The 19,510-nt window shown below is 37.2% G+C and carries 14 protein-coding genes, 12 tRNA genes and 2 rRNA genes; 26 read left to right on the forward strand and 2 right to left on the reverse strand.

The annotated features are described in order from the left end of the window. The first annotated feature begins 124 nt into the window (after window positions 1-124). From BN38_RS05175 to BN38_RS05240, 14 genes are all read left to right on the forward strand, one after another. Window positions 125-200: transfer RNA gene (locus BN38_RS05175), tRNA-Ala, on the forward strand. Window positions 201-461: 261 nt separating this feature from the next. After that, window positions 462-3,667: ribosomal RNA gene (locus tag BN38_RS05180) — 23S ribosomal RNA — on the forward strand. 298 nt (window positions 3,668-3,965) lie between these two features. Continuing rightward, window positions 3,966-4,082: ribosomal RNA gene (rrf, locus tag BN38_RS05185) — 5S ribosomal RNA — on the forward strand. Between the two features lie 145 nt (window positions 4,083-4,227). Next, a tRNA-Asn gene (locus tag BN38_RS05190) sits at window positions 4,228-4,302 on the forward strand. A 69-nt stretch (window positions 4,303-4,371) separates the two neighbouring features. After that, window positions 4,372-4,448 (forward strand) — tRNA-Met (locus tag BN38_RS05195). Window positions 4,449-4,506: 58 nt separating this feature from the next. After that, window positions 4,507-4,583, forward strand: a tRNA-Met gene (locus BN38_RS05200). 316 nt (window positions 4,584-4,899) lie between these two features. Further along, a tRNA-Glu gene (locus BN38_RS05205) sits at window positions 4,900-4,974 on the forward strand. A 140-nt stretch (window positions 4,975-5,114) separates the two neighbouring features. Next, window positions 5,115-5,189 (forward strand) — tRNA-Glu (locus BN38_RS05210). A gap of 104 nt (window positions 5,190-5,293) precedes the next feature. Beyond that, window positions 5,294-5,369: transfer RNA gene (locus tag BN38_RS05215), tRNA-Val, on the forward strand. A gap of 176 nt (window positions 5,370-5,545) precedes the next feature. Next, window positions 5,546-5,622 (forward strand) — tRNA-Asp (locus tag BN38_RS05220). A gap of 343 nt (window positions 5,623-5,965) precedes the next feature. Continuing rightward, window positions 5,966-6,041, forward strand: a tRNA-Thr gene (locus tag BN38_RS05225). 156 nt (window positions 6,042-6,197) lie between these two features. Next, window positions 6,198-6,272 (forward strand) — tRNA-Gly (locus tag BN38_RS05230). A gap of 78 nt (window positions 6,273-6,350) precedes the next feature. Continuing rightward, window positions 6,351-6,427: transfer RNA gene (locus tag BN38_RS05235), tRNA-Arg, on the forward strand. A 26-nt stretch (window positions 6,428-6,453) separates the two neighbouring features. Then, window positions 6,454-6,530: transfer RNA gene (locus BN38_RS05240), tRNA-Arg, on the forward strand. 383 nt (window positions 6,531-6,913) lie between these two features. Here BN38_RS05240 and BN38_RS05245 read toward each other — a convergent pair. Beyond that, window positions 6,914-8,170, reverse strand: coding sequence for an AraC family transcriptional regulator (locus tag BN38_RS05245; RefSeq protein WP_044565925.1), 1,257 nt, complete (start codon window positions 8,168-8,170; stop codon window positions 6,914-6,916). Between the two features lie 175 nt (window positions 8,171-8,345). On the opposite strand from BN38_RS05245, the gene arcA reads away from it, so the two are divergent. From arcA to BN38_RS05265, 4 genes are all read left to right on the forward strand, one after another. Then, complete coding sequence (gene arcA, locus BN38_RS05250; RefSeq protein ID WP_044565926.1) at window positions 8,346-9,572, forward strand: arginine deiminase; 1,227 nt, start codon at window positions 8,346-8,348, stop codon at window positions 9,570-9,572. A gap of 69 nt (window positions 9,573-9,641) precedes the next feature. After that, window positions 9,642-10,646: an ornithine carbamoyltransferase gene (gene argF / locus BN38_RS05255; RefSeq protein ID WP_044565927.1), complete on the forward strand. Its 1,005-nt coding sequence runs from the start codon at window positions 9,642-9,644 to the stop codon at window positions 10,644-10,646. A 9-nt stretch (window positions 10,647-10,655) separates the two neighbouring features. Next, on the forward strand, window positions 10,656-11,591 hold the full coding sequence (gene arcC, locus BN38_RS05260; protein ID WP_044565928.1) for a carbamate kinase: 936 nt from the start codon (window positions 10,656-10,658) through the stop codon (window positions 11,589-11,591). Window positions 11,592-11,620: 29 nt separating this feature from the next. Beyond that, window positions 11,621-13,138 (forward strand): YfcC family protein, encoded by a 1,518-nt coding sequence (locus BN38_RS05265; protein ID WP_044565929.1) that lies wholly within the window; start codon window positions 11,621-11,623, stop codon window positions 13,136-13,138. Window positions 13,139-13,328: 190 nt separating this feature from the next. On the opposite strand, the gene BN38_RS05270 is transcribed toward BN38_RS05265, so the two are convergent. Then, a complete protein-coding gene (locus tag BN38_RS05270; RefSeq protein ID WP_044565930.1) occupies window positions 13,329-14,036 on the reverse strand; it encodes a B3/B4 domain-containing protein in 708 nt (235 codons plus the stop codon). A 156-nt stretch (window positions 14,037-14,192) separates the two neighbouring features. Here BN38_RS05270 and BN38_RS05275 point away from each other — a divergent pair, with 156 nt between their 5' ends. The 8 genes from BN38_RS05275 (at window position 14,193) to rplS (ending at window position 19,374) form a co-directional block, all read left to right on the forward strand. Then, complete coding sequence (locus BN38_RS05275) at window positions 14,193-15,443, forward strand: S1C family serine protease (RefSeq protein ID WP_044565931.1); 1,251 nt, start codon at window positions 14,193-14,195, stop codon at window positions 15,441-15,443. A 208-nt stretch (window positions 15,444-15,651) separates the two neighbouring features. Next, complete coding sequence (ylxM, locus tag BN38_RS05280; RefSeq protein ID WP_044565932.1) at window positions 15,652-15,975, forward strand: YlxM family DNA-binding protein; 324 nt, start codon at window positions 15,652-15,654, stop codon at window positions 15,973-15,975. An 11-nt stretch (window positions 15,976-15,986) separates the two neighbouring features. After that, window positions 15,987-17,333, forward strand: coding sequence for a signal recognition particle protein (gene ffh / locus BN38_RS05285; RefSeq protein ID WP_044565933.1), 1,347 nt, complete (start codon window positions 15,987-15,989; stop codon window positions 17,331-17,333). Between the two features lie 50 nt (window positions 17,334-17,383). Then, entirely contained in the window at window positions 17,384-17,629 is a 246-nt protein-coding gene (gene rpsP, locus BN38_RS05290; RefSeq protein WP_044565934.1) for a 30S ribosomal protein S16, read from the forward strand. A gap of 4 nt (window positions 17,630-17,633) precedes the next feature. Continuing rightward, complete coding sequence (locus BN38_RS05295; RefSeq protein ID WP_044565935.1) at window positions 17,634-17,858, forward strand: KH domain-containing protein; 225 nt, start codon at window positions 17,634-17,636, stop codon at window positions 17,856-17,858. After that, complete coding sequence (gene rimM, locus BN38_RS05300) at window positions 17,855-18,340, forward strand: ribosome maturation factor RimM (protein WP_044565936.1); 486 nt, start codon at window positions 17,855-17,857, stop codon at window positions 18,338-18,340. Before BN38_RS05295 ends, rimM begins: the two co-directional genes overlap by 4 nt. Further along, window positions 18,333-19,040 (forward strand): tRNA (guanosine(37)-N1)-methyltransferase TrmD, encoded by a 708-nt coding sequence (gene trmD / locus BN38_RS05305; RefSeq protein ID WP_044565937.1) that lies wholly within the window; start codon window positions 18,333-18,335, stop codon window positions 19,038-19,040. Before rimM ends, trmD begins: the two co-directional genes overlap by 8 nt. Further along, on the forward strand, window positions 19,027-19,374 hold the full coding sequence (gene rplS, locus BN38_RS05310; protein WP_044565938.1) for a 50S ribosomal protein L19: 348 nt from the start codon (window positions 19,027-19,029) through the stop codon (window positions 19,372-19,374). The genes trmD and rplS overlap by 14 nt, the downstream gene beginning before the upstream one ends. The last annotated feature ends 136 nt before the right edge of the window (window positions 19,375-19,510 follow it).

The following is a 19,510-nucleotide window of genomic DNA, read 5'->3' on the forward strand; positions in this document are numbered from 1 at the left end:
AAGTCGTAACAAGGTAGCCGTATCGGAAGGTGCGGCTGGATCACCTCCTTTCTAAGAGTAGAGGAGCCGACACGTTGGCTCCTCACCGAGAAAAGAACTACGTATTCATTGATATTAAATATATGGGGGTATAGCTCAGCTGGGAGAGCACCTGCCTTGCACGCAGGGGGTCAAGAGTTCGAATCTCTTTACCTCCACCATAATGACCTATCCCAATTTTGCAAAGCAAAATTGATGGAAGGTCAGACTTCGCGGCGTTTCAAAGTTTCGAAGAAACTTTGTCAGCAAGCCGAAGAGTTTGACTGAAGGATATAGTCATTAAACAGTAGTTTTTCCAAACGCGAGAAGCGGGTTTGCAAGAAAACTACGGCGCTAATCGTATGGATAATAAATCCGTATGTTAAAAAAATAATATGAACCACTCAGCAATGAGTAAAAACTAAATAGCAAACAATATTTCCAGTCAAGAAAGAAAGGGCGCCAGGTGGATGCCTTGGCACATGAAGACGACGAAGGACGTAAGTGAACGAAAACTAGGGCAAGCTCACAAAAAGCCATAACCCCTAGGACTCCGAATGGGGAAACCCGGCTGATGAAGAATCAGTCATCATTAAGCGAATACATAACTTAATGAAGTAAGACCCTGCGAACTGAAACATCTAAGTAGCAGGAGGAAAAGAAAGAAAACTCGATTTTCCAAGTAGCGGCGAGCGAAAAGAAAACAGCCCAACCCAATAAGAAATATAAGAGCAAGTCGAATCATTTGGGAAAATGAACCAAAGAAAGTGAAAGTCTTGTAGATGAAAGCTCAAATATTTTTGGGAGCAAGTAGCAGTGAACACGAGGAATTTGCTGTGAAGACAGGGGGCCCATCCCCTAAGGCTAAATACTAACATGTGACCGATAGCGAACAAGTACCGTGAGGGAAAGGTGAAAAGAACCCCGCAAGGGGAGTGAAACAGAACCTGAAACCTAGTGCCTACAAGCAGAGAGAGCTCTAAAGAGTGATCTCGTACCTTTTGTAGAATGGGCCAGCGAGTTATCATATCAAGCAAGATTAAGTATTTAAGATACGCAGTCCAAGCGAAAGCGAGTCTTAACAGGGCGAGTAGTTTAATATGATAGACCCGAAACCGGGTGATCTATCCATGGTCAGAGTGAAGGTGAAGTAAAATTCACTGGAGGCTCGAACCGGGTGCGGTTTAAAACGCATCGGATGAACTGTGGATAGGGGCGAAAAACCAAACGAACCCGGAGATAGCTGGTTCTCCTCGAAATAGCTTTAGGGCTAGCCTATGACTAAAGATTTTAGGAGGTAGAGCACTGAATGGCCTAGGGCGGCATACCGTACCAAAGCCTATCAAACTCCGAATGCCAAAAAATCAGGTCATGGAGTCAGACTTAGAGGGATAAGCTCCTAAGTCGAAAGGGAAACAGCCCAGACCGACAGCTAAGGTCCCAAAATCTGGATTAAGTGGAAAAGGATGTGAACCTACCAAGACAACCAGGACGTTGGCTTAGAAGCAGCCATACATTCAAAGAATGCGTAATAGCTCACTGGTCAAGTGGGTTTGCGCCGAAAATAAACGGGGCTAAAATCCAGTACCGAAGCTTCGGATTGATAGAGAATTTAAACCTATCACATAAAGGAAACCATAAAAAAGGAAAAAGAAAAAACTTAACTAGGAAATATTAAAACACACAATCAAGATAAAACGAGTTATCAAAAGCAGGCCCGTCCGGCCAATAGAGGACATTTCGTGTCTCCACATCATGAGACCCACGGAGTGGCGTCAGAGGTACGAACGAGTCAGCTAAACAAATTACGCAAATATCAAACAAAGATAAAGGTAAGATCGTCATACTAAAAAAAACAATGACAAGATAACTACGATATCACCGAAAAAAACAGACATACAAAAAAGTATGACCCTGGTTAAGCGTATTCAAAAACCAAAAAAGTGGTTACTTATGTATAGATTTAAACTCTCTATCAGTGGTAGAGGAGCATTGTATTAGGGAAGAAGCCTAAGCGAAAGCAAGCGTGGACTTAATACAAGAGAGAATGCTGGCATGAGTAGCGAGAAGGAGAGTGAGAATCTCTCCCGTCGAAACCCTAAGGACTCCTGAGCAAGGCTCGTCCCCTCAGGGAAAGTCGGGCCCTAAGGCCAGGCCGAAAGGCGTAGCCGATGGACAACAGGTTTAGATTCCTGTACCGCTTAAAGTCGCTAAAGAGACGTGATGACGCAAGAGGATAAGCTAGCTGCCCGATGGATGGCAGTCTAAGCACAAAGGCTGATTAGTAGGCAAATCCGCTAATCAAAAAGCTAATGTGTAATAGGCATCGAAAACATAAGTAGAGAAATAGCCGACTTCAAATTGCCAAGAAAAGTCACTATCAAGACCAAAGCGCCCGTACCAAAACCGACACAGGTAGGGAGGTAGAGAATACCAAGACGCGCGGAAGAACCTTTGTTAAGGAACTCGGCAAAATGTCCCCGTAAGTTAGCGAGAAGGGGAGCCTGAGCGATCAGGCCACAGAAACCAGGCCCAAGCGACTGTTTACCAAAAACACAAGTTTCTGCAAAATCGAAAGATGACGTATAGGAGCTGACACCTGCCCGGTGCTGGAAGGTTAAGGGGAAGGCTTAGCGCAAGCGAAGGCTAGAACTTAAGCCCCAGTAAACGGCGGCCGTAACTATAACGGTCCTAAGGTAGCGAAATTCCTTGTCGGGTAAGTTCCGACCCGCACGAAAGGTGCAACGATTTGGGCACTGTCTCAACAAAGGATCCGGTGAAATTGTAGTAGTCGTGAAGATGCGACTTACCCACGCTAGGACGGAAAGACCCCGTGGAGCTTTACTGTAGGCTGATATTGGATTTTGAGATTAGACGTACAGGATAGTTGGGAGACAATGAAGTGTGTACGCCAGTATACACAGAGTCACCCTTGGGATACCAACCCTCTAATATCAAAATTCTAACATTGACCCATGAATCTGGGCAATGGACATTGTCAGTTTGGCAGTTTGACTGGGGCGGTCGCCTCCCAAAAAGTAACGGAGGCGTTCAAAGGTTCGCTCAGAATGGACGGAAACCATTCGCAGAGTACAAAGGCACAAGCGAGCTTAACTGCGAGAGACACAGCTCAAGCAGAGTAGAAATACGGACTTAGTGATCCGGTGGCACCGCATGGAAGGGCCATCGCTCAACGGATAAAAGCTACCCCGGGGATAACAGGCTTATCTCCCCCAAGAGTCCACATCGACGGGGAGGTTTGGCACCTCGATGTCGGCTCGTCTCATCCTGGGGCTGAAGTAGGTCCCAAGGGTTGGGCTGTTCGCCCATTAAAGAGGCACGCGAGCTGGGTTCAGAACGTCGTGAGACAGTTCGGTCCCTATCCAGCGTGGGCGTAAGAAATTTGCGAGGAGCTGTCCCTAGTACGAGAGGACCGGGATGGACATACCACTGGTGTACCAGTTGTTTCGCCAGAAGCATAGCTGGGTAGCTAAGTATGGCATTGATAAGTACTGAAAGCATCTAAGTACGAAGCAACCCTCAAGATAAGATTTCTAAAAGAAGGTAAAGAAAATACCTTAGATAGGTCCAAGGTGTAAGTACAGTAATGTATTAAGCTAAAGGATACTAAACTTTAAATCTTGACTGGAAATATTGTTACGGATCTAATCACATTTGCCAAGCAAATGTATGATAGGTCCTAGTCGAGAGTGTCCCAACGGTAGAGCTCGAAGAGCTCTAGCTTGGCAAGATACTTACGGACAAGTCGTAAGTATAACAAAAGCTTAAGCTAAGTCCTTTAACTCGACTAGCTATTTAGAAAGTTCAAAAAACACCTAACAAAACTGTTGGCTTGGAAAAGTCGGCTCCGTTAGCCAAATCAAAGATTTGGACTGCGCGACATCTGACCTACCAGCAAAAACAAGTTTTTGGGTTAGGTCATAATATATAGTGACGATAGCAATGAGGATACACCTGTACCCATACCGAACACAGAAGTTAAGCTCATTAACGCCGATGGTACTCGGAGGGTGACCTCCCGGTAGAGTAGGAAGTTGCTAAACAAAGGCAAGCCCGGCCGGCTCATGGAGGAAATTATCCCCGTCATATTGGGGCTCCATGAAATGGTCGCAGGGCGTTAGCCCGAGAATATAAGCTAGCCTAAAAGGCTAGACTAGTAATAGATGAAATAATATCAAGTATAAATATGCTTAGGTAGCTCAATGGTGGAGCACCCGGCTGTTAACCGGTAGGTTGTGGGTTCGAGTCCCACCCTGAGCGCCAAGAAAAGCTTTTTTATTAGTGTGTGAATTTGCTCAAATAAATAGTATAGTTCTTGTAATGCTAAAATGCCGCGGGATAGAGCAGTCTGGTAGCTCGTCGGGCTCATAACCCGGAGGTCGTTGGTTCAAATCCAGCTCCCGCAACCAAAAGCTTTTGCTTTATGGTGGATTATATACTATCATAAATTATAACACTATTTTATGTGGCGAAGTAGCTCAGTTGGCTAGAGCATTCGGTTCATACCCGGAGTGTCAAGAGTTCAAGTCTCTTCTTCGCTACCATTTTTTTATTAAATAATAATCGTGTTTTGTCCACGATTTTGTTTGGCCCCATGGTCAGCAGATTATTTCTTGCCAATCGGCTAACGCCTCTTGGGAAATAAGTTGCATGGAACCTACTAAAGCTCACTATTGTTCGCTAAGTTAGGTTTTTAAAGCGGTTTCTTGATCCTAACCCCAAAACTTTGTTTTGGCTGGTAGGTCAAATGTCGCGAAATAGAAATCTACGATTTCGTTTTGTAGCCGACTAAGACATATCAAAGCGAAGCTTTGACATAAATTTAATATATCATAACAATATTCAAAAGAAATTTTGTTTGGCCCCATGGTCAAGCGGTTAAGACATCGCCCTCTCACGGCGGGTTCTCGGGTTCGAATCCCGATGGGGTCACCATATATTGCTTATATAATATAATAGTAAGAAAGACGTCGTTTGAAGGAGAGCCATCGTGTTCACGGCTTGTAGTTTTTATTGATTATCTGTTGATGATTAATCTAGAAATATCTAAAAAGTATATACAGTTTAAGTAATAAGGCCCTATGGTCAAGCGGTTAAGACACCACCCTTTCACGGTGGTATCCCGAGTTCGAATCTCGGTAGGGTCACCAAGCAAGCCCCTCCGGCTATTGGAGGAGTCGCACTACAGTGCGAAATACCGCAGGACGAGAGTCCGAGGGCTAATATTAAGTCATGAAATAGGTATTGCTTATCTGGAAGTATAGCTCAGTTGGGAGAGCATCTGCCTTACAAGCAGGGGGTCACAGGTTCGAGCCCTGTTACTTCCACCATAAAACTAGCCCGTGCGGCTAGAGGAGCACTCTCCATGAAATGGTCTTGCGAAGCAAGAAACTAGCCCGTCTGGCTAGGGGAGGACCCGTGCGGAGCACTCGCAGGGCAAGCCCGAGAATAGCCCGTGCGGCTATAGAATTATAAAAAGATATATTTAAAATTGTTATTAATTTATGGCCTGGTAGTTCAGCTGGTTAGAATGCCGCCCTGTCACGGCGGAGGTCGTGAGTTCGAATCTCATCCAGGTCGCCATAAAAAATATTTATCTGAAGAAATCGATTATAATCGCCGTTACGGCGGAGGGTTCTTTGGACTCATCAAAGCTATCGCAATGATTCGCCTCAAAGATTTCAAATCTTTCAGATTTGAAACCCTACGAGGGACAAGTTCAAATCTCATCCAGGTCGCTATAAAAAAATAATTATCTGGAGAAATCGATAATAATCGCCGTTACGGCGGAGGGTTCTTTGGACTCATCAAAGCTATCGCAATGATTCGCCTCAAAGATTTCAAATCGTTCAGATTTGAAACCCTACAAAGGACAAGTTCGAATCTCATCCAGGTCGCATTTAGCTTATTTTTTGGTCGATTAAGCGCTGATGTAGCTCAATTGGCAGAGCAATTGATTTGTAATCAATAGGTTGTAGGTTCAAGTCCTATCATCAGCTCCAAATTAGCCTGCCTGGCTGCTAGAAGACCTCCACGGAGTGGTTGTAGTCCACAAGGGCGGGAAAAGCGCGTGAGGCTTGTGAGCAATCTCTATGAAATGGTCTTTCGAAGCAAGATAAAATTTAATATTACATATTTAACATTTTTAAAATATATATGCGGATGTGGCTCAGTGGTAGAGCATCGCCTTGCCAAGGCGAGGGTCGCGAGTTCGAATCTCGTCATCCGCTCCAATTAAATGTTTTATATTTATTTAAAATTTCTCTTGCATTAATTTTATATTGGTGTTATAATAAAAGAAATCAAGTTATGCGCCTGTAGCTCAGCTGGATAGAGCAACGGACTTCTAATCCGTGTGTCGGGGGTTCGATTCCTCCCAGGCGCGCCATTTATTTTAAGTAGAATATTTAGTATGTACCATTAGCTCAGCTGGATAGAGCGTCTGGCTACGGACCAGAAGGCCTGGGGTTCGAATCCTCAATGGTACGCCATTTAAATTTAACCCTTGCAATTTCAACGTTTGTAAGGTTTTTTAATTTCTTTAGTTACGAAATTAGTTACGACGAGATAAAATTTCTGAAATTATTTTTCTACAATTTATAATATTTTTTTATTTTTATTCATTGAATCATTTTATTATTATATGCTTTCTATAGATATTGGTTGTTTCATCTTTAGAAAATGATCTGTATCTGTAGAAACTATTAGCTTAGTATAAAATTTAATTGAAACAAAATTGTTATTTAATTTCATAGCATTTTTAAATCTAAATATGCAATAAAAAACTCTTACAATTATTTTGCTTGTAAGAGTTTTAATTTATATATTTCAATATTTTTTGATGTCATATCTTTAGATTACGCTTTTACTTCTATTACATTATTGTTCCATCGTATTGTTGTAAGTTTATATTTTTCCTAAAATTTGATGGGGTAATTTGTATTATTTGATTAAATGCTCTTCTAAATGTTCTGCTGTTGTTAAATCCCACTTTTATTGCTATATCTTCAATTGGCTCATCGGTCGTTTTTAGTAAATTTACCGCTTCTGTTACTCTAAGATAGTTTAGATACTCTGTAAAGTTTTTCTCGAATTGGAAGTTTAGGATTTTGTTTACTGATGAAGTTGTCATATTAAATTTCTTAGATACTAGTGATATGGACAATTCTTCGTCTCTAAAATTATTTTCTATATATCTAATGAGATCTTTTTTAGTGTCAGATTCAAAAAGCTTTAGTCTATTTTCTGTGTGTAGATAATCTTCTCTAAATTCACTTGGTGTAACTTTCTCCCTTTGTAGGAAGGAGTTTATGAAGTGAGAGTCGTCATTGTAACCAACTTCGCTTGCAATTTCGCTAAGTGTCAGTGATGTATAGGCTAGTAAGTCTACTGATTTTGAAAATTTCATATCATCTAATAATTCTTTGAATGTATAGTTGATACTTTCTTTCAGATATTTGGCCATAGAAGATTTGCTCATAAAAAATACCGATGATACCTTTTCTAGTGTAAGTTTATCGGCTAAATGTGCGTACATGTAGCTTAATACTTCATTTATATTGACAGATTTTTCTTTGCTATCAATTTCTTCTGTTACATTAATTGATCTAAGGAATTCAATCGTTAATTCAACTAGCAAGGCTAGTAAGTATATTCTAGAAAAATTATCTTTATTAGGTGTATGATATATTGAAATATCTCCAACTTCAGCCCTAAATTTTTTCATTGTTCTTAGTATGCTCTTAAATTCGATATCATTTAAGTATTTTATTCTATTATCTTCTATTACTGAATAAAAAGAGCTGTTTTTTTCTGTAAATATCTCTAGGTCTGATAAATATTCTGTGAAAGCACTGTAATTAAATACAATTTTAATAAATTCTAATTGTTCATCAACCTGTGTGATTTCTGTTATGTCCCAAGGCACTATTAAAATTATAGATCTTTTTCTTACTTCGTACTCTTTTGAGTTCAATGTTATTTTTCCAGAACCTTTTGTACAAAGTAGAAAGCGTGCTTGTTGGTGAATCATTGGCTTTGTATTGGAGCTTTCAAATTCATATTCATATGTCAGAAGACTGGATAAATCTAAGTGGGATTCAAATTTTCCTTCTAAACGTGTATTACTCATTCTATCTCCTTACAATAAGTATACTACAATTTTACCACATATTTTAGTAAAGGTTCTATATAATATACCTTTTTTTACAACTAATCAGTTCGAAAATGTCCTACATTTAATTTTGGAATGTCATATAATATATGTGTAAGGGAAAATGTTTCCCAAAATTTTTAGGAGGATTTTAATGACAGCTATACAAGTAACAAGCGAAATTAATAAACTTGAAAAAGTTTTAGTACACAGACCAGGAGATGAATTATTAAACTTAACTCCAAACACATTGGAAGAATTATTATTTGATGATATTCCAGATTTAAAACTTGCTCAAGAAGAACACGATAGATTCACAGATATTCTTAGAGATAACGGCGTTGAAGTACTTTATCTTGAAGATTTAGTTGCTGAAGCACTTGACCAAAACGAAGGACTCAGAGAACAATTCTTAGACCAATACCTTGAAGAAACAGGTGTTACAGATGAAGAAATTCTTAAAAAATCTAGAGAACTACTAGAAGGTATTTCTGATACAAAAGAATTTGTTGAAAAAACTATGGCTGGTATCACACTACTAGAAATTGGCCACTTTAGTGAAGAAGAACTTAAAACAATGGGTGAAAAAGGAAACTACCTTGCAATCAATCCAATGCCAAACCTATACTTCACAAGAGACCCATTTGCTACAATTGGTAATGGCGTATCAATCAACACAATGTATGCTGAAACACGTAACAGAGAAACAATCTATGGTGATTATGTAATGAGATATCACAATGATTATAAAGGTCAAGTTCCAAACTACTATGGTAGAGGAAAAGAATACCACATCGAAGGTGGAGACGAACTAATCATATCTGATACAACACTATTAATTGGTATTTCTCAAAGAACACAATATGAAGCTATCCAAGAATTAGCTAAAAATATATTCTTTGGGGAAGAAGAAAGCAAAATTGAAAAAATTTATGCGTTAAACATCCCTGTAAATAGAGCATTCATGCACTTAGATACTGTATTTACAAGAATTGACCATGATGCATTTACATTCCACCCAGGAATCATGCAAACACTAAAAATCTACAAAATCACAAAAGGTGACAACGATCTAAACATCGAAGAAAAATCTGGTGAATTTGAAGAAATCTTAGCTGAAATTGCAGGAGTTGAAAAAGTTAGACTAATCCCATGTGGTAATGGTGATCCAATCGCTGCTGAACGTGAACAATGGAACGACGGTTCAAACACACTAACAATAGCTCCAGGTGAAGTAGTTGTTTATAAGAGAAATACAGTAACAAATGCTGCACTTAAAGAAGCAGGAATCAAAATACATGAACTAGACGCATCAAACCTAACAGTAGGTCGTGGTGGTCCAAGATGTATGACAATGCCATTTGTAAGAAGCCTAGACTAATTAATATTGCAAAATAAAAGAGAATAAATTAAAATAAAACTATAAATAAAACTATAAGGAGATACAAATATGCCAGTAAATTTACAAGGAAGATCTTTCCTAACATTAAGTGATTACACAGAAGCAGAAATCAACTATCTATTAGACCTATCTGCTCAATTTAAAAATCTTAAATTAACAAGAACACCACACAGATACCTAGAAGGTAAAAACATCGTTCTATTATTTGAAAAAACATCTACAAGAACACGTTGCTCATTCGAAGTAGCTGGTTATGACCTAGGAATGGGTGTAACATACCTAGATCCAGGTTCAAGCCAAATGGGTAAAAAAGAATCTATTGAAGATACAGCAAAAGTACTTGGAAGATTCTATGATGGTATCGAATACAGAGGATTTGATCAAGAATTAGTTCAAGCTCTAGCAGATAACTCAGGTGTTCCAGTATGGAATGGTCTAACAGATGACTTCCACCCAACACAAATGATTGCTGACATGATGACAATCAAAGAAAACTTTGGATACCTAAAAGGACTAAACTTTGTATTCATGGGTGACTGCAGAAACAACGTATCAAACTCACTATTAATCACTTGTGCTAAACTTGGTGTAAATTACACAGGTTGTGGTCCGAAAGAATTATGGCCAACAGAAGAATTAATAGCAGAAGCAAAAGAATATGCAGCTGTTCACGGATCAACAGTAAACTTCACAGAAGACGTAAAAGAAGGTGTAAGTGGAGCTCACGTAATCTACACAGATATTTGGGTATCAATGGGTGAACCAGATGAAGTTTGGGAACAAAGAATTGAACAACTTCACCCATACCAAGTAAATCAATCAGTAATGGATATGGCTGATGAAGACGCAATCTTTATGCACTGCCTACCATCATTCCACGATTTAAAAACAACAATCGGTGAAGAAGTTTATGAAAAATTCGGTGACAAATACGAACTAAACGGCATGGAAGTTACAGATGATGTATTCCTTTCAAACAAATCAAAAGTATTTGATGAAGCTGAAAACAGAATGCACTCAATTAAAGCTGTAATGTATGCAACACTTAAATAAGGAAACTAAATGAGCAAAAAAAGATTGGTTATCGCTCTTGGGGGTAATGCTTTAGGCAATACCCCTGAAGAGCAATTAGAATTAGTAACAAAGACAGCTGAATCAATTGTAGATTTATCAGAAGAATATGATCTTGCAATAGGTCATGGTAATGGTCCACAAGTTGGTATGATTAACAATGCTTTCGAATATGCAGCATTAAATGGCGCTGGTACACCAGCTATGCCTTTCCCAGAATGTGGCGCTATGAGCCAAGGATATATTGGATATCACCTTCAACAATCAGTAAGAAACGAGCTTAAAAAACGTGGCATCAACAAAAATGTTGCAACTGTATTAACTCAAGTCCTTGTTGATGAAAAAGATGAAGCATTCAAAAATCCTACAAAACCAATTGGTTCATTTATGACTAAAGAAGAAGCTGACCAAATAGCTAAGGAAAAAGGTTATACATTTGTAGAAGATTCTGGTCGTGGATACAGAAGAGTTGTAGCAAGCCCTATTCCAAAGGAAATTGTAGAACTTGATGTTGTAAATAGCTTAATAGAAAATGACAATATAGTAATCACTGTTGGTGGTGGTGGAATTCCAGTAATCGATAAAGATGACAAATTAGAAGGAATCCCAGCAGTAATCGACAAAGATAGATCTTCTGCTCTACTAGCTGAAGAATTAAAAGCTGACATGCTTGTAATACTCACAGCAGTTGACCAAGTTATGATTAACTTTGGTAAAGAAAATGAAGAAGCTATCAAGGAAATGACCCTAGAAGAAGCTAAAAAATATATCGGTGAAGAACAATTCGCAAAAGGATCAATGCTACCAAAAGTAGAAGCTTGTATGGAATTTGTTGAAAACACTGAAAATGGCATTGCTCTTATTACTTCTTTAGAAAAAGCAGCTGAAGCTTTAAAAGGACAAACAGGAACAATCATAAAAAAATAATAACAAAATAAAATATAAGGAGGGGCAAAATGACAGAAAATAAGGGGAAAAAGAAAAAACGTTCTCTTAGCGCTTTCTCAATACTGATGATAGTTCTTGCTGTTGTTTGTCTATTTTCATTGTTTTTGAATGGATCTCCAATCAGTTCTAGCATTATAGAATCTCTAGATCCAGAAAAATACGGTGAAATGATAGATACAGTAAATAGTGGTGGAACTGTTGCAGTTCAAAGTGCACATCTATCAGATTTTGTTATGGCTATACCAAATGGTTTTATGGATGCAGCTGATCTTATCATCTTCATCTTTGGTATAGGTGGTTTCATCGGAACAATGATGTCAACAGGAGCTCTTGAAGCAGGAATTTATAACCTAGTTGGCAAAATGAAGGGTAAAGAAAATAAACTTATCGGCATTTTAATGTTTTTATTCTCACTCGGTGGAACAACTTATGGTATGGCAGAAGAAACAATTGGTTTCTATCCATTAATTACAGCAGCAATGGTTGCTGCAGGATTTGATACAGCAGTAGCAGCAGGTACCGTACTATTAGGTGCTGGAGCTGGTGTATTAGGTTCTACAATCAACCCATTTGCAACAGGTGCAGCTATGGGTGCACTATCATCTGTAGGTATTGAACCAAATGCTACAACCATAATGATTGTAGGTGTTATACTTTGGTTAACAACACTAGCAGTAGTTGCAAAATTCGTAATTTCTTATGCTAAAAAAGTTCAAGAAAATAGAGCTAATACAGTTCTAAGCTCAGATGAACTCGCTGAAATGGATGAAGTTTATGGTAAAGAAAAAGACCAAGGTCTTGTATTTACCAAACAACACAAACACGTACTTATAGTATTTGCAATTGCATTTGTTGTAATGATTCTATCTCTTATCTCATATGTTGATATCAACTTTGCTGGTGATGAAGATGCTTATATGAATGCCTTTGGTTGGTCAAAATTCTTAACAGGACAACCTTTAGGTAAATGGTATTTTGCTGAACTAGGTGCTTGGTTTATCCTTGCAAGTATCATAATTGCTATAGTTGCTCGCATGAGTGAAAAAGAATTTGTTGATACATTTATAGCTGGTGCAGCAGACCTATTATCTGTAGCTTTAATCATAGCTGTAGCTCGTGGTATTACAGTTGTAATGAATCAAACTCACCTTGACTTCTTTATCCTAGATAAAGCTAGTGGATTACTAAGAGGTGTACCAGCATTTGTATTTGTACCACTTGCATACCTAGTATACATGCTACTAAGTTTCTTAGTACCATCTACATCAGGACTTGCAGCACTTTCTATTCCAGTAATGGGATCACTTGCAAATGCACTTGGATTTAACCCAAGCATTATGATTATGATATTCTGTGGAGCTTGTGGTCTTATAAACTTTGTTACTCCAACATCAGGGGTAGTAATGGGTGGACTTGCAGCTGCAAGAGTAGAATACTCAACATACCTAAAATGGGTTAAAAAACCATTCTTTATAGTAATGATTCTAAATATTGTAATACTATCAATTTGTATGATGATATTCTAAGTAACAATTTTAAGCCATCAATTCCATTTGTGAATTGGTGGTTTTTATTTATGGAAAATAATAGATAGAATAAATTAGTTTGATTTCTATATAAATAATGGAAAATTAATTTCACGGGTTTTATATAAAAATAAGCATAAAAAATGTGGATGCAACAAATGTTGAAAGTTTTGCATCCACTTTATTATTTTTATTTCAAAGTTACTTCTGAATCATCTTTTGTAAGAATTTTTATTTCTGTTTGGCAGTTAAGGTATTTTTCTAAATTTTCTGCCATAGCATTTAGCGCTTCTTTTTGGTCTTCGTCTCTTTCTGGATCTACTGATTCCATGATAACTACAGCGTTTTTTGTATCTTCTGTAATCATTGTACGAACTCCATCTCTCCAGTTAAAGCATCTGCAAATAGCTCCAGCATTATCTACATATGCAAGTTCGCCTGGATAAGTTTCAGATTCGTCATCATCTCCCAAAGCTTGGAATTTGTCTCCTCCTTCGGTGATTTTTAATACCATATCACCATCGAATTTGTCAAAGTCCTCTGATCCAACTGGAAGAGCATAGGTTAGTGAAATAGCATTGTAGATATCAACTAATGGGTTGATTGAACCTACTGGATTGCCCTTATCCACTCTTTTAAGTAGAGCTTCTATAGCACATCTTGCACCTTTTTTAGTTTTGAATTTCTTGAAAGCATCTCTCCATACTTTGATAACTTTATTTTCAGAAAAAACTGGTTCAGTTAAGTAATCATAAGCTTTTTCGTTTGCTTCATTAAGCATATCTTTAATTTCTCTACTAGAAGATTCATTGTTTTCAATACCTTTTGCGATAACTACACCGATTTTTGCATCTGGGAATAGTTCGAAAAAGGATGAATCTGCGATAAATTTGGTCATAAAACCCTCCTTAATCTTTTCATTCATTATATTAATAAGTTAATATTAAGTCAAATAAGGATAGTATTTGCTATTATTCTTTATGTAAATTTAACAATAAAAGAAGTAATATATAAGCATAAACACGAATTGTAAACTACAAAGAAAGGAAAAGTTATGGCAAATAGAGAAGATAACAGAAAAAAAGGCCTTCCATCATTTGTAAGTGCCTTACTTGGAGCAATAGTTGGTGGTTTACTAGTGTATGTATTAACCACGACGATATCAGTAAAATCCAACAATCAAGATACGGATGTAGCCAGTAATAAAGTGGAAGAAAAACAAGAGATTGATACAAAAGCTAATAAACAAAAAATAGAAATATCTGATGACCCATCAATGGAATCAGTAGTAGTAAAAAAATCTATAGATAGTGTAGTAGGAATAACTACTGTATCTAAGGTTGTAGAACAAACTTTCTGGGGCCCACAATCTGGTTATGCAGAAGGTATAGGATCTGGATCAATAGTAAGTTCAGATGGTTATATAGTGACAAACTCTCACGTTGTAAGCGATGGAGATGTAAGCGAGATAAATGTATTATTTAGCGACGGTTCAACTGCAGAAGCTGACCTCGTATGGAATGATGCTACACTAGACCTAGCCATAGTAAAAGTTAAAAAGGACAATCTTCCAGTTATGGAGCTAGGAGATAGTGATAAGATGGGAGTAGGCGATAGGGTAGTTGCCATAGGCAACCCACTAGGCTTGCAACTCCAATCAACAGTAACATCTGGTATAATATCAGGCCTAAATAGGAGCGTAAGCTTTAATACAGGCGCTCAGATGGACGGCTTGATGCAAACAGATGCAGCTATAAATGCCGGCAACTCTGGAGGAGCTCTACTAAATTCAAAAGGTGAGCAAATAGGAATCAATACTGCAAAAGCTGGTAACAGTGATGGTATAGGATTTGCTATACCAATAAACCTAGTAAAGCCAATTATTGAGCAAATCAAAGAAAGTGGAGAATACCACTCAGTATACCTAGGAATAACTGGTCAATCATTAGACTACTTCTTACAATACCCTCAAGTAAATCTAGGCGACCTAGAAGGCAAAGAAGGTGTATTTGTAACAAGCGTATTTGATGATAGTGAAACTCTCAAAAAGGGTGATTTGATTACAGCCATAGACGGAAACAAAGTCACTGATATGCTTTCACTTAGAAAGAACTTACTAAGCTATAAGGTAGGTGATAAGGCAACTATTACAGTATTAAGAGATGGCAAATCAATGGATCTTGACTTTACATTCTCAATAGACTCATCAAATGTAGATGAGTACAAACAAGCAAAACCAGAAAATCAAATAGAAAGTAATGGAGAAAATGATAGATCACTAAATCCATTCAAAAATCTACCATAAGAGTAAAAATAAAACTAGCAGTATGTAATAATATTGCTAGTTTTTTAGTAGAAAGAATCAAACAAAGCATTATAAAATCAAGGTTTAAATAAGTCAAGAAAAAACCTTGACATGATATTTATAGGGGTGTATAATATACAGGTCAAGAAATTATCTTGACAGGCTAATTATATTAAATTAAATTTAATATAAAAAGTAAGGACCGATTATGGAAAAAATTGTTAAGGTGGCTGAATTATACGACATATATGGACCGCTACTAAATGAAAAGCAAAGAGATGTTATCAATTGTTATTATAACGAAGACTTGTCCTTACAAGAGATTGCAGAAAACAACAATAAAAGTAAACAAGCAATTTCCGACATGATGACAAGGACAGTTGATAAGCTATTTGAGTTTGAAGATGAGCTTTCTTTACTAGAAAAAAAAGATGAGCTCAAAGATGCTCTTACGAGTATAAGAGAGCTGATGGAAAATTCAAAAAACAAAGAAGCAATTGAGAAAATAACAGAGACAATTGAGAGAATTTAGGGAGTGATAATATGGTGTTTGAAGGCCTAGCCGATAGGCTCCAAGAAAGTCTTGGAAAACTTACCGGAAAAGGAAAATTAACAGAAAAAGACATCGACAACGCTATGAGGGAGATTAGACTTTCACTTCTAGAAGCAGACGTTAACTACAAGGTGGTAAAAGACTTTGTAAAGACTGTCAAAGAAAGATCCCTAGGCGAAGATGTAATGACATCCCTTACTCCTGGTCAAATGGTGGTTAAGATTGTAAATGAAGAACTTACCAATTTGATGGGTAAAGAAAATTCTAGATTAGATTTAAAAGGTTCTACCCCACACGTTGTGATGATGGTAGGACTCCAAGGTTCAGGTAAAACAACTCACTCAGGTAAGCTTGTTTATAAGCTTAAAGGCGAAAATAGAAATCCAATGCTAGCAGCCCTAGATATATATAGGCCAGCTGCAATAGAACAACTTAAAGTTGTCGGCAAAAAAGCAGATACCTTTGTTTTCGAACAAGGTAAGGAAGATCCAGTAAAGATTGCCCTTGAAGCAAAAAATTATGCTAGGGCAAACAATTACGACACAGTAATCCTTGATACAGCTGGTCGTTTGCAAATTGATACTGATCTTATGGATGAACTTAAAAAAATCAAGGAAGTAACCAAGCCTGATGAGATTCTTCTAGTAGTAGATGCCATGACTGGCCAAGAGGCAGTTAATGTGGCAAAAACATTCGACGACTACCTTGATATCACAGGTGTTATACTCACCAAGCTTGACGGTGATGCAAGAGGTGGTGCAGCCTTATCAATAAGACAAGTAGTTGGCAAGCCAATCAAATTTGTTGGAGTTGGCGAAAAACTAGAAGACCTAGAAGCCTTCTATCCAGATAGGATGGCGAATAGAATCCTAGGCATGGGTGATGTCTTATCTTTAATCGAAAAAGCTGAAGCGCAAATCGATATGGAAAATGCCAAGGCTTTGGAAGAAAAGCTAAGAAATCAAACATTTACCCTAGATGATTTTATGGATCAAATAAATCAAATTAGAAATATGGGGCCTCTGGAAGACTTACTTGCAATGATTCCTGGTGTAAATAATAAAATGCTCAAACAAGTCAATGTAGATGACACAGGATTTGTAAAAATCGAAGCTTTGATTAATTCTATGACCAAAGAAGAGCGTGAAAAGCCAGAAATCATAGGCAAAAGACGAAAAGAGCGTATATCAAAAGGATCCGGTGTAGATGTCAGAGAGCTAAACAAGCTGTTAAAACAATTTAAAGAACTTAAGAAAATGATGAAACAAGTTTCTAATATGAATCCAAAAGGCAAAAAGGGTAGAGGCGGATTTAGGATGCCTAAGTTACCTTTTTAGTAGAAACTAAGTAATCATAGGTCAAATTTTATAAAAGGAAAGGAAGAAAAATGGCAGTAAAAATTAGATTAAAAAGAATGGGACAAAAGAAAAAACCATTTTACAGAGTAGTAGTTGCAGATTCAAGAAGTCCACGTGATGGTAAATTTATCGAAGAAATTGGTTACTACAATCCAGTAAGCGAACCAAAAGAATTCAAAGTAGACAATGAAAAAGCAAAACAATGGATTAAAAATGGTGCAAAACCAACATCAATCGTTGAAAAGCTATTCAATGACAATGATGTATTAGCATAAGATTATGAAAGAATTAGTAGAAGCAATCGTAAAAGAGCTAGTAGAAGATAAAGAAGCTGTAGAAATCGAAGAAAATCGTAACGATGGAGAAGTAAATATAGTAATCCACGTTGCAGATAGCGATAAGGGTCGTGTTATAGGAGTTAGAGGAAATATCATCAATTCTATCAGAACCATAGCAAGATCAGCAGCTATAAAGGAAGATGTTAAGGTCAATATAAAAATATGAGGATAAGTGTAGCAGAGATTGTAACAACTCATGGGATTAGAGGAAATCTTAAAATAAAAAGCCTAAGTGATAATGAAAATAGGTTTAAAACTGGGGCAAAGGTACTTATCGATGACGAAGAACTAACAGTTGAATCATCCTTTGACCAAAAAGGACTTAAGGTTATAAAATTTGAAGAATATGACGACATTAATGATGTCATCAAATTTGTTGGCAAAGATATAACCATAGATGAAGCTGACCTAGGCGAACTAGGAGAAGATGAGTACTACGTTTATAAACTAATAGGTCTTGATGTTTACGACAATGGGCAAAAAGTCGGCAATATCATAGACGTAATCACAGGTGTATATCCCAATGATGTTTATGTTATAAAGACAGATAAAGATGAAATTTATTTTCCAGCTTTAAATGCTACAACTAAAAATATTGACTTTGAAAAGAATATTATAGAAATAGAAAATTTTAGTGATTATGAATAAAATAACAATCCTTACCCTATTTCCAGAAAGTTTTGAGTTTTTGAAAACTTATGGAGTAATAGGTAAAGCTATATCAAAAGGTTTATTAGAATTAGAACTTGTAAATATAAGAGATTTTTCGAATGATAAACACAACCACGTTGATGATACGGTTTATGGTGGAGCAGCGGGCATGCTAATGAAGCCAAAACCATTATATGATGCATTAATGTCTGTAAAAAAACCAAACTCCAAAGTAGCCTATATGTCAGCTGCTGGGAGAGTATTAAATCAGAAATTAGCAATCGACTTTGCAGAGATTAAAGATCTTATAATCATTTGTGGCCACTACGAGGGTATAGATGCAAGGATAACTAATCACTATGTCGACTACGAAATATCCATAGGAGACTATGTCCTAACAGGAGGAGAAATACCTGCTATGGTACTAATAGACTCAATGGCAAGATTTATAGATGGAGTAGTTGGCAAGGAGGAATCACTAAAGACCGATTCCCACTACAATATATTATTGCAGCAAGATGAATACACCAAGCCACGAGAGTTTAATGGTTACATAGTGCCAAATGAATTAACTAGTGGAGATCACAAAAAGATCAAAGAGTGGAATAGAAAATCTGCAATAGCAAAAACAAAAAAAGTTAGACCAGACTTATATGAAAAATTCCTAAGAGAGGAGAATGAAAATGGATTTAATTAAAAAAATTGAACAAGAAAACTTACGCGAAGATCAATATGACTTTAACGTAGGTGATACAGTTAGAATATCTTACAGAATCAAAGAAGGTGACAAAACAAGACTTCAAGACTTTGAAGGAACAGTAATCAAAATCAAAGAAGGCGGCATCAACAAGGCATTCACATTAAGAAGAATTTCTTACGGTGTAGGCGTAGAAAGAACCTTCCTATACAACTCACCAAGAATTGAAAAATTAGTAGTAACAAGACATGGTAAAGTACGTCGTGCTAAACTAAACTACCTACGTGACCGTCAAGGTAAGGCTACTAAAGTTAAAGAAAAAACAAATTATTAATATTAAGGGATTGTTGCAAATTGATAGATATTTACCGTCCTATCATTAGATTGCACTAACAGAAAGTTTGAACTATAGCCTGTAGGCTGGCGGAGACCTTTCTGGTAGGGTGCTCGTATGATGTAGGAACGATTAT

The organism is Anaerococcus provencensis (genome assembly GCF_000312365.2).
GTDB lineage: Bacteria > Bacillota > Clostridia > Tissierellales > Peptoniphilaceae > Anaerococcus > Anaerococcus provencensis.

What these genes read in the sequence shown, in the direction of transcription:
- BN38_RS05245 (WP_044565925.1), bottom strand. Translation starts at nt 8,170, where the DNA reads ATGAGTAATACACGTTTAGAAGGAAAATTTGAATCCCACTTAGATTTA.
- arcA (WP_044565926.1), top strand. Translation starts at nt 8,346, where the DNA reads ATGACAGCTATACAAGTAACAAGCGAAATTAATAAACTTGAAAAAGTT.
- argF (WP_044565927.1), top strand. Translation starts at nt 9,642, where the DNA reads ATGCCAGTAAATTTACAAGGAAGATCTTTCCTAACATTAAGTGATTAC.
- arcC (WP_044565928.1), top strand. Translation starts at nt 10,656, where the DNA reads ATGAGCAAAAAAAGATTGGTTATCGCTCTTGGGGGTAATGCTTTAGGC.
- BN38_RS05265 (WP_044565929.1), top strand. Translation starts at nt 11,621, where the DNA reads ATGACAGAAAATAAGGGGAAAAAGAAAAAACGTTCTCTTAGCGCTTTC.
- BN38_RS05270 (WP_044565930.1), bottom strand. Translation starts at nt 14,036, where the DNA reads ATGACCAAATTTATCGCAGATTCATCCTTTTTCGAACTATTCCCAGAT.
- BN38_RS05275 (WP_044565931.1), top strand. Translation starts at nt 14,193, where the DNA reads ATGGCAAATAGAGAAGATAACAGAAAAAAAGGCCTTCCATCATTTGTA.
- ylxM (WP_044565932.1), top strand. Translation starts at nt 15,652, where the DNA reads ATGGAAAAAATTGTTAAGGTGGCTGAATTATACGACATATATGGACCG.
- ffh (WP_044565933.1), top strand. Translation starts at nt 15,987, where the DNA reads ATGGTGTTTGAAGGCCTAGCCGATAGGCTCCAAGAAAGTCTTGGAAAA.
- rpsP (WP_044565934.1), top strand. Translation starts at nt 17,384, where the DNA reads ATGGCAGTAAAAATTAGATTAAAAAGAATGGGACAAAAGAAAAAACCA.
- BN38_RS05295 (WP_044565935.1), top strand. Translation starts at nt 17,634, where the DNA reads ATGAAAGAATTAGTAGAAGCAATCGTAAAAGAGCTAGTAGAAGATAAA.
- rimM (WP_044565936.1), top strand. Translation starts at nt 17,855, where the DNA reads ATGAGGATAAGTGTAGCAGAGATTGTAACAACTCATGGGATTAGAGGA.
- trmD (WP_044565937.1), top strand. Translation starts at nt 18,333, where the DNA reads ATGAATAAAATAACAATCCTTACCCTATTTCCAGAAAGTTTTGAGTTT.
- rplS (WP_044565938.1), top strand. Translation starts at nt 19,027, where the DNA reads ATGGATTTAATTAAAAAAATTGAACAAGAAAACTTACGCGAAGATCAA.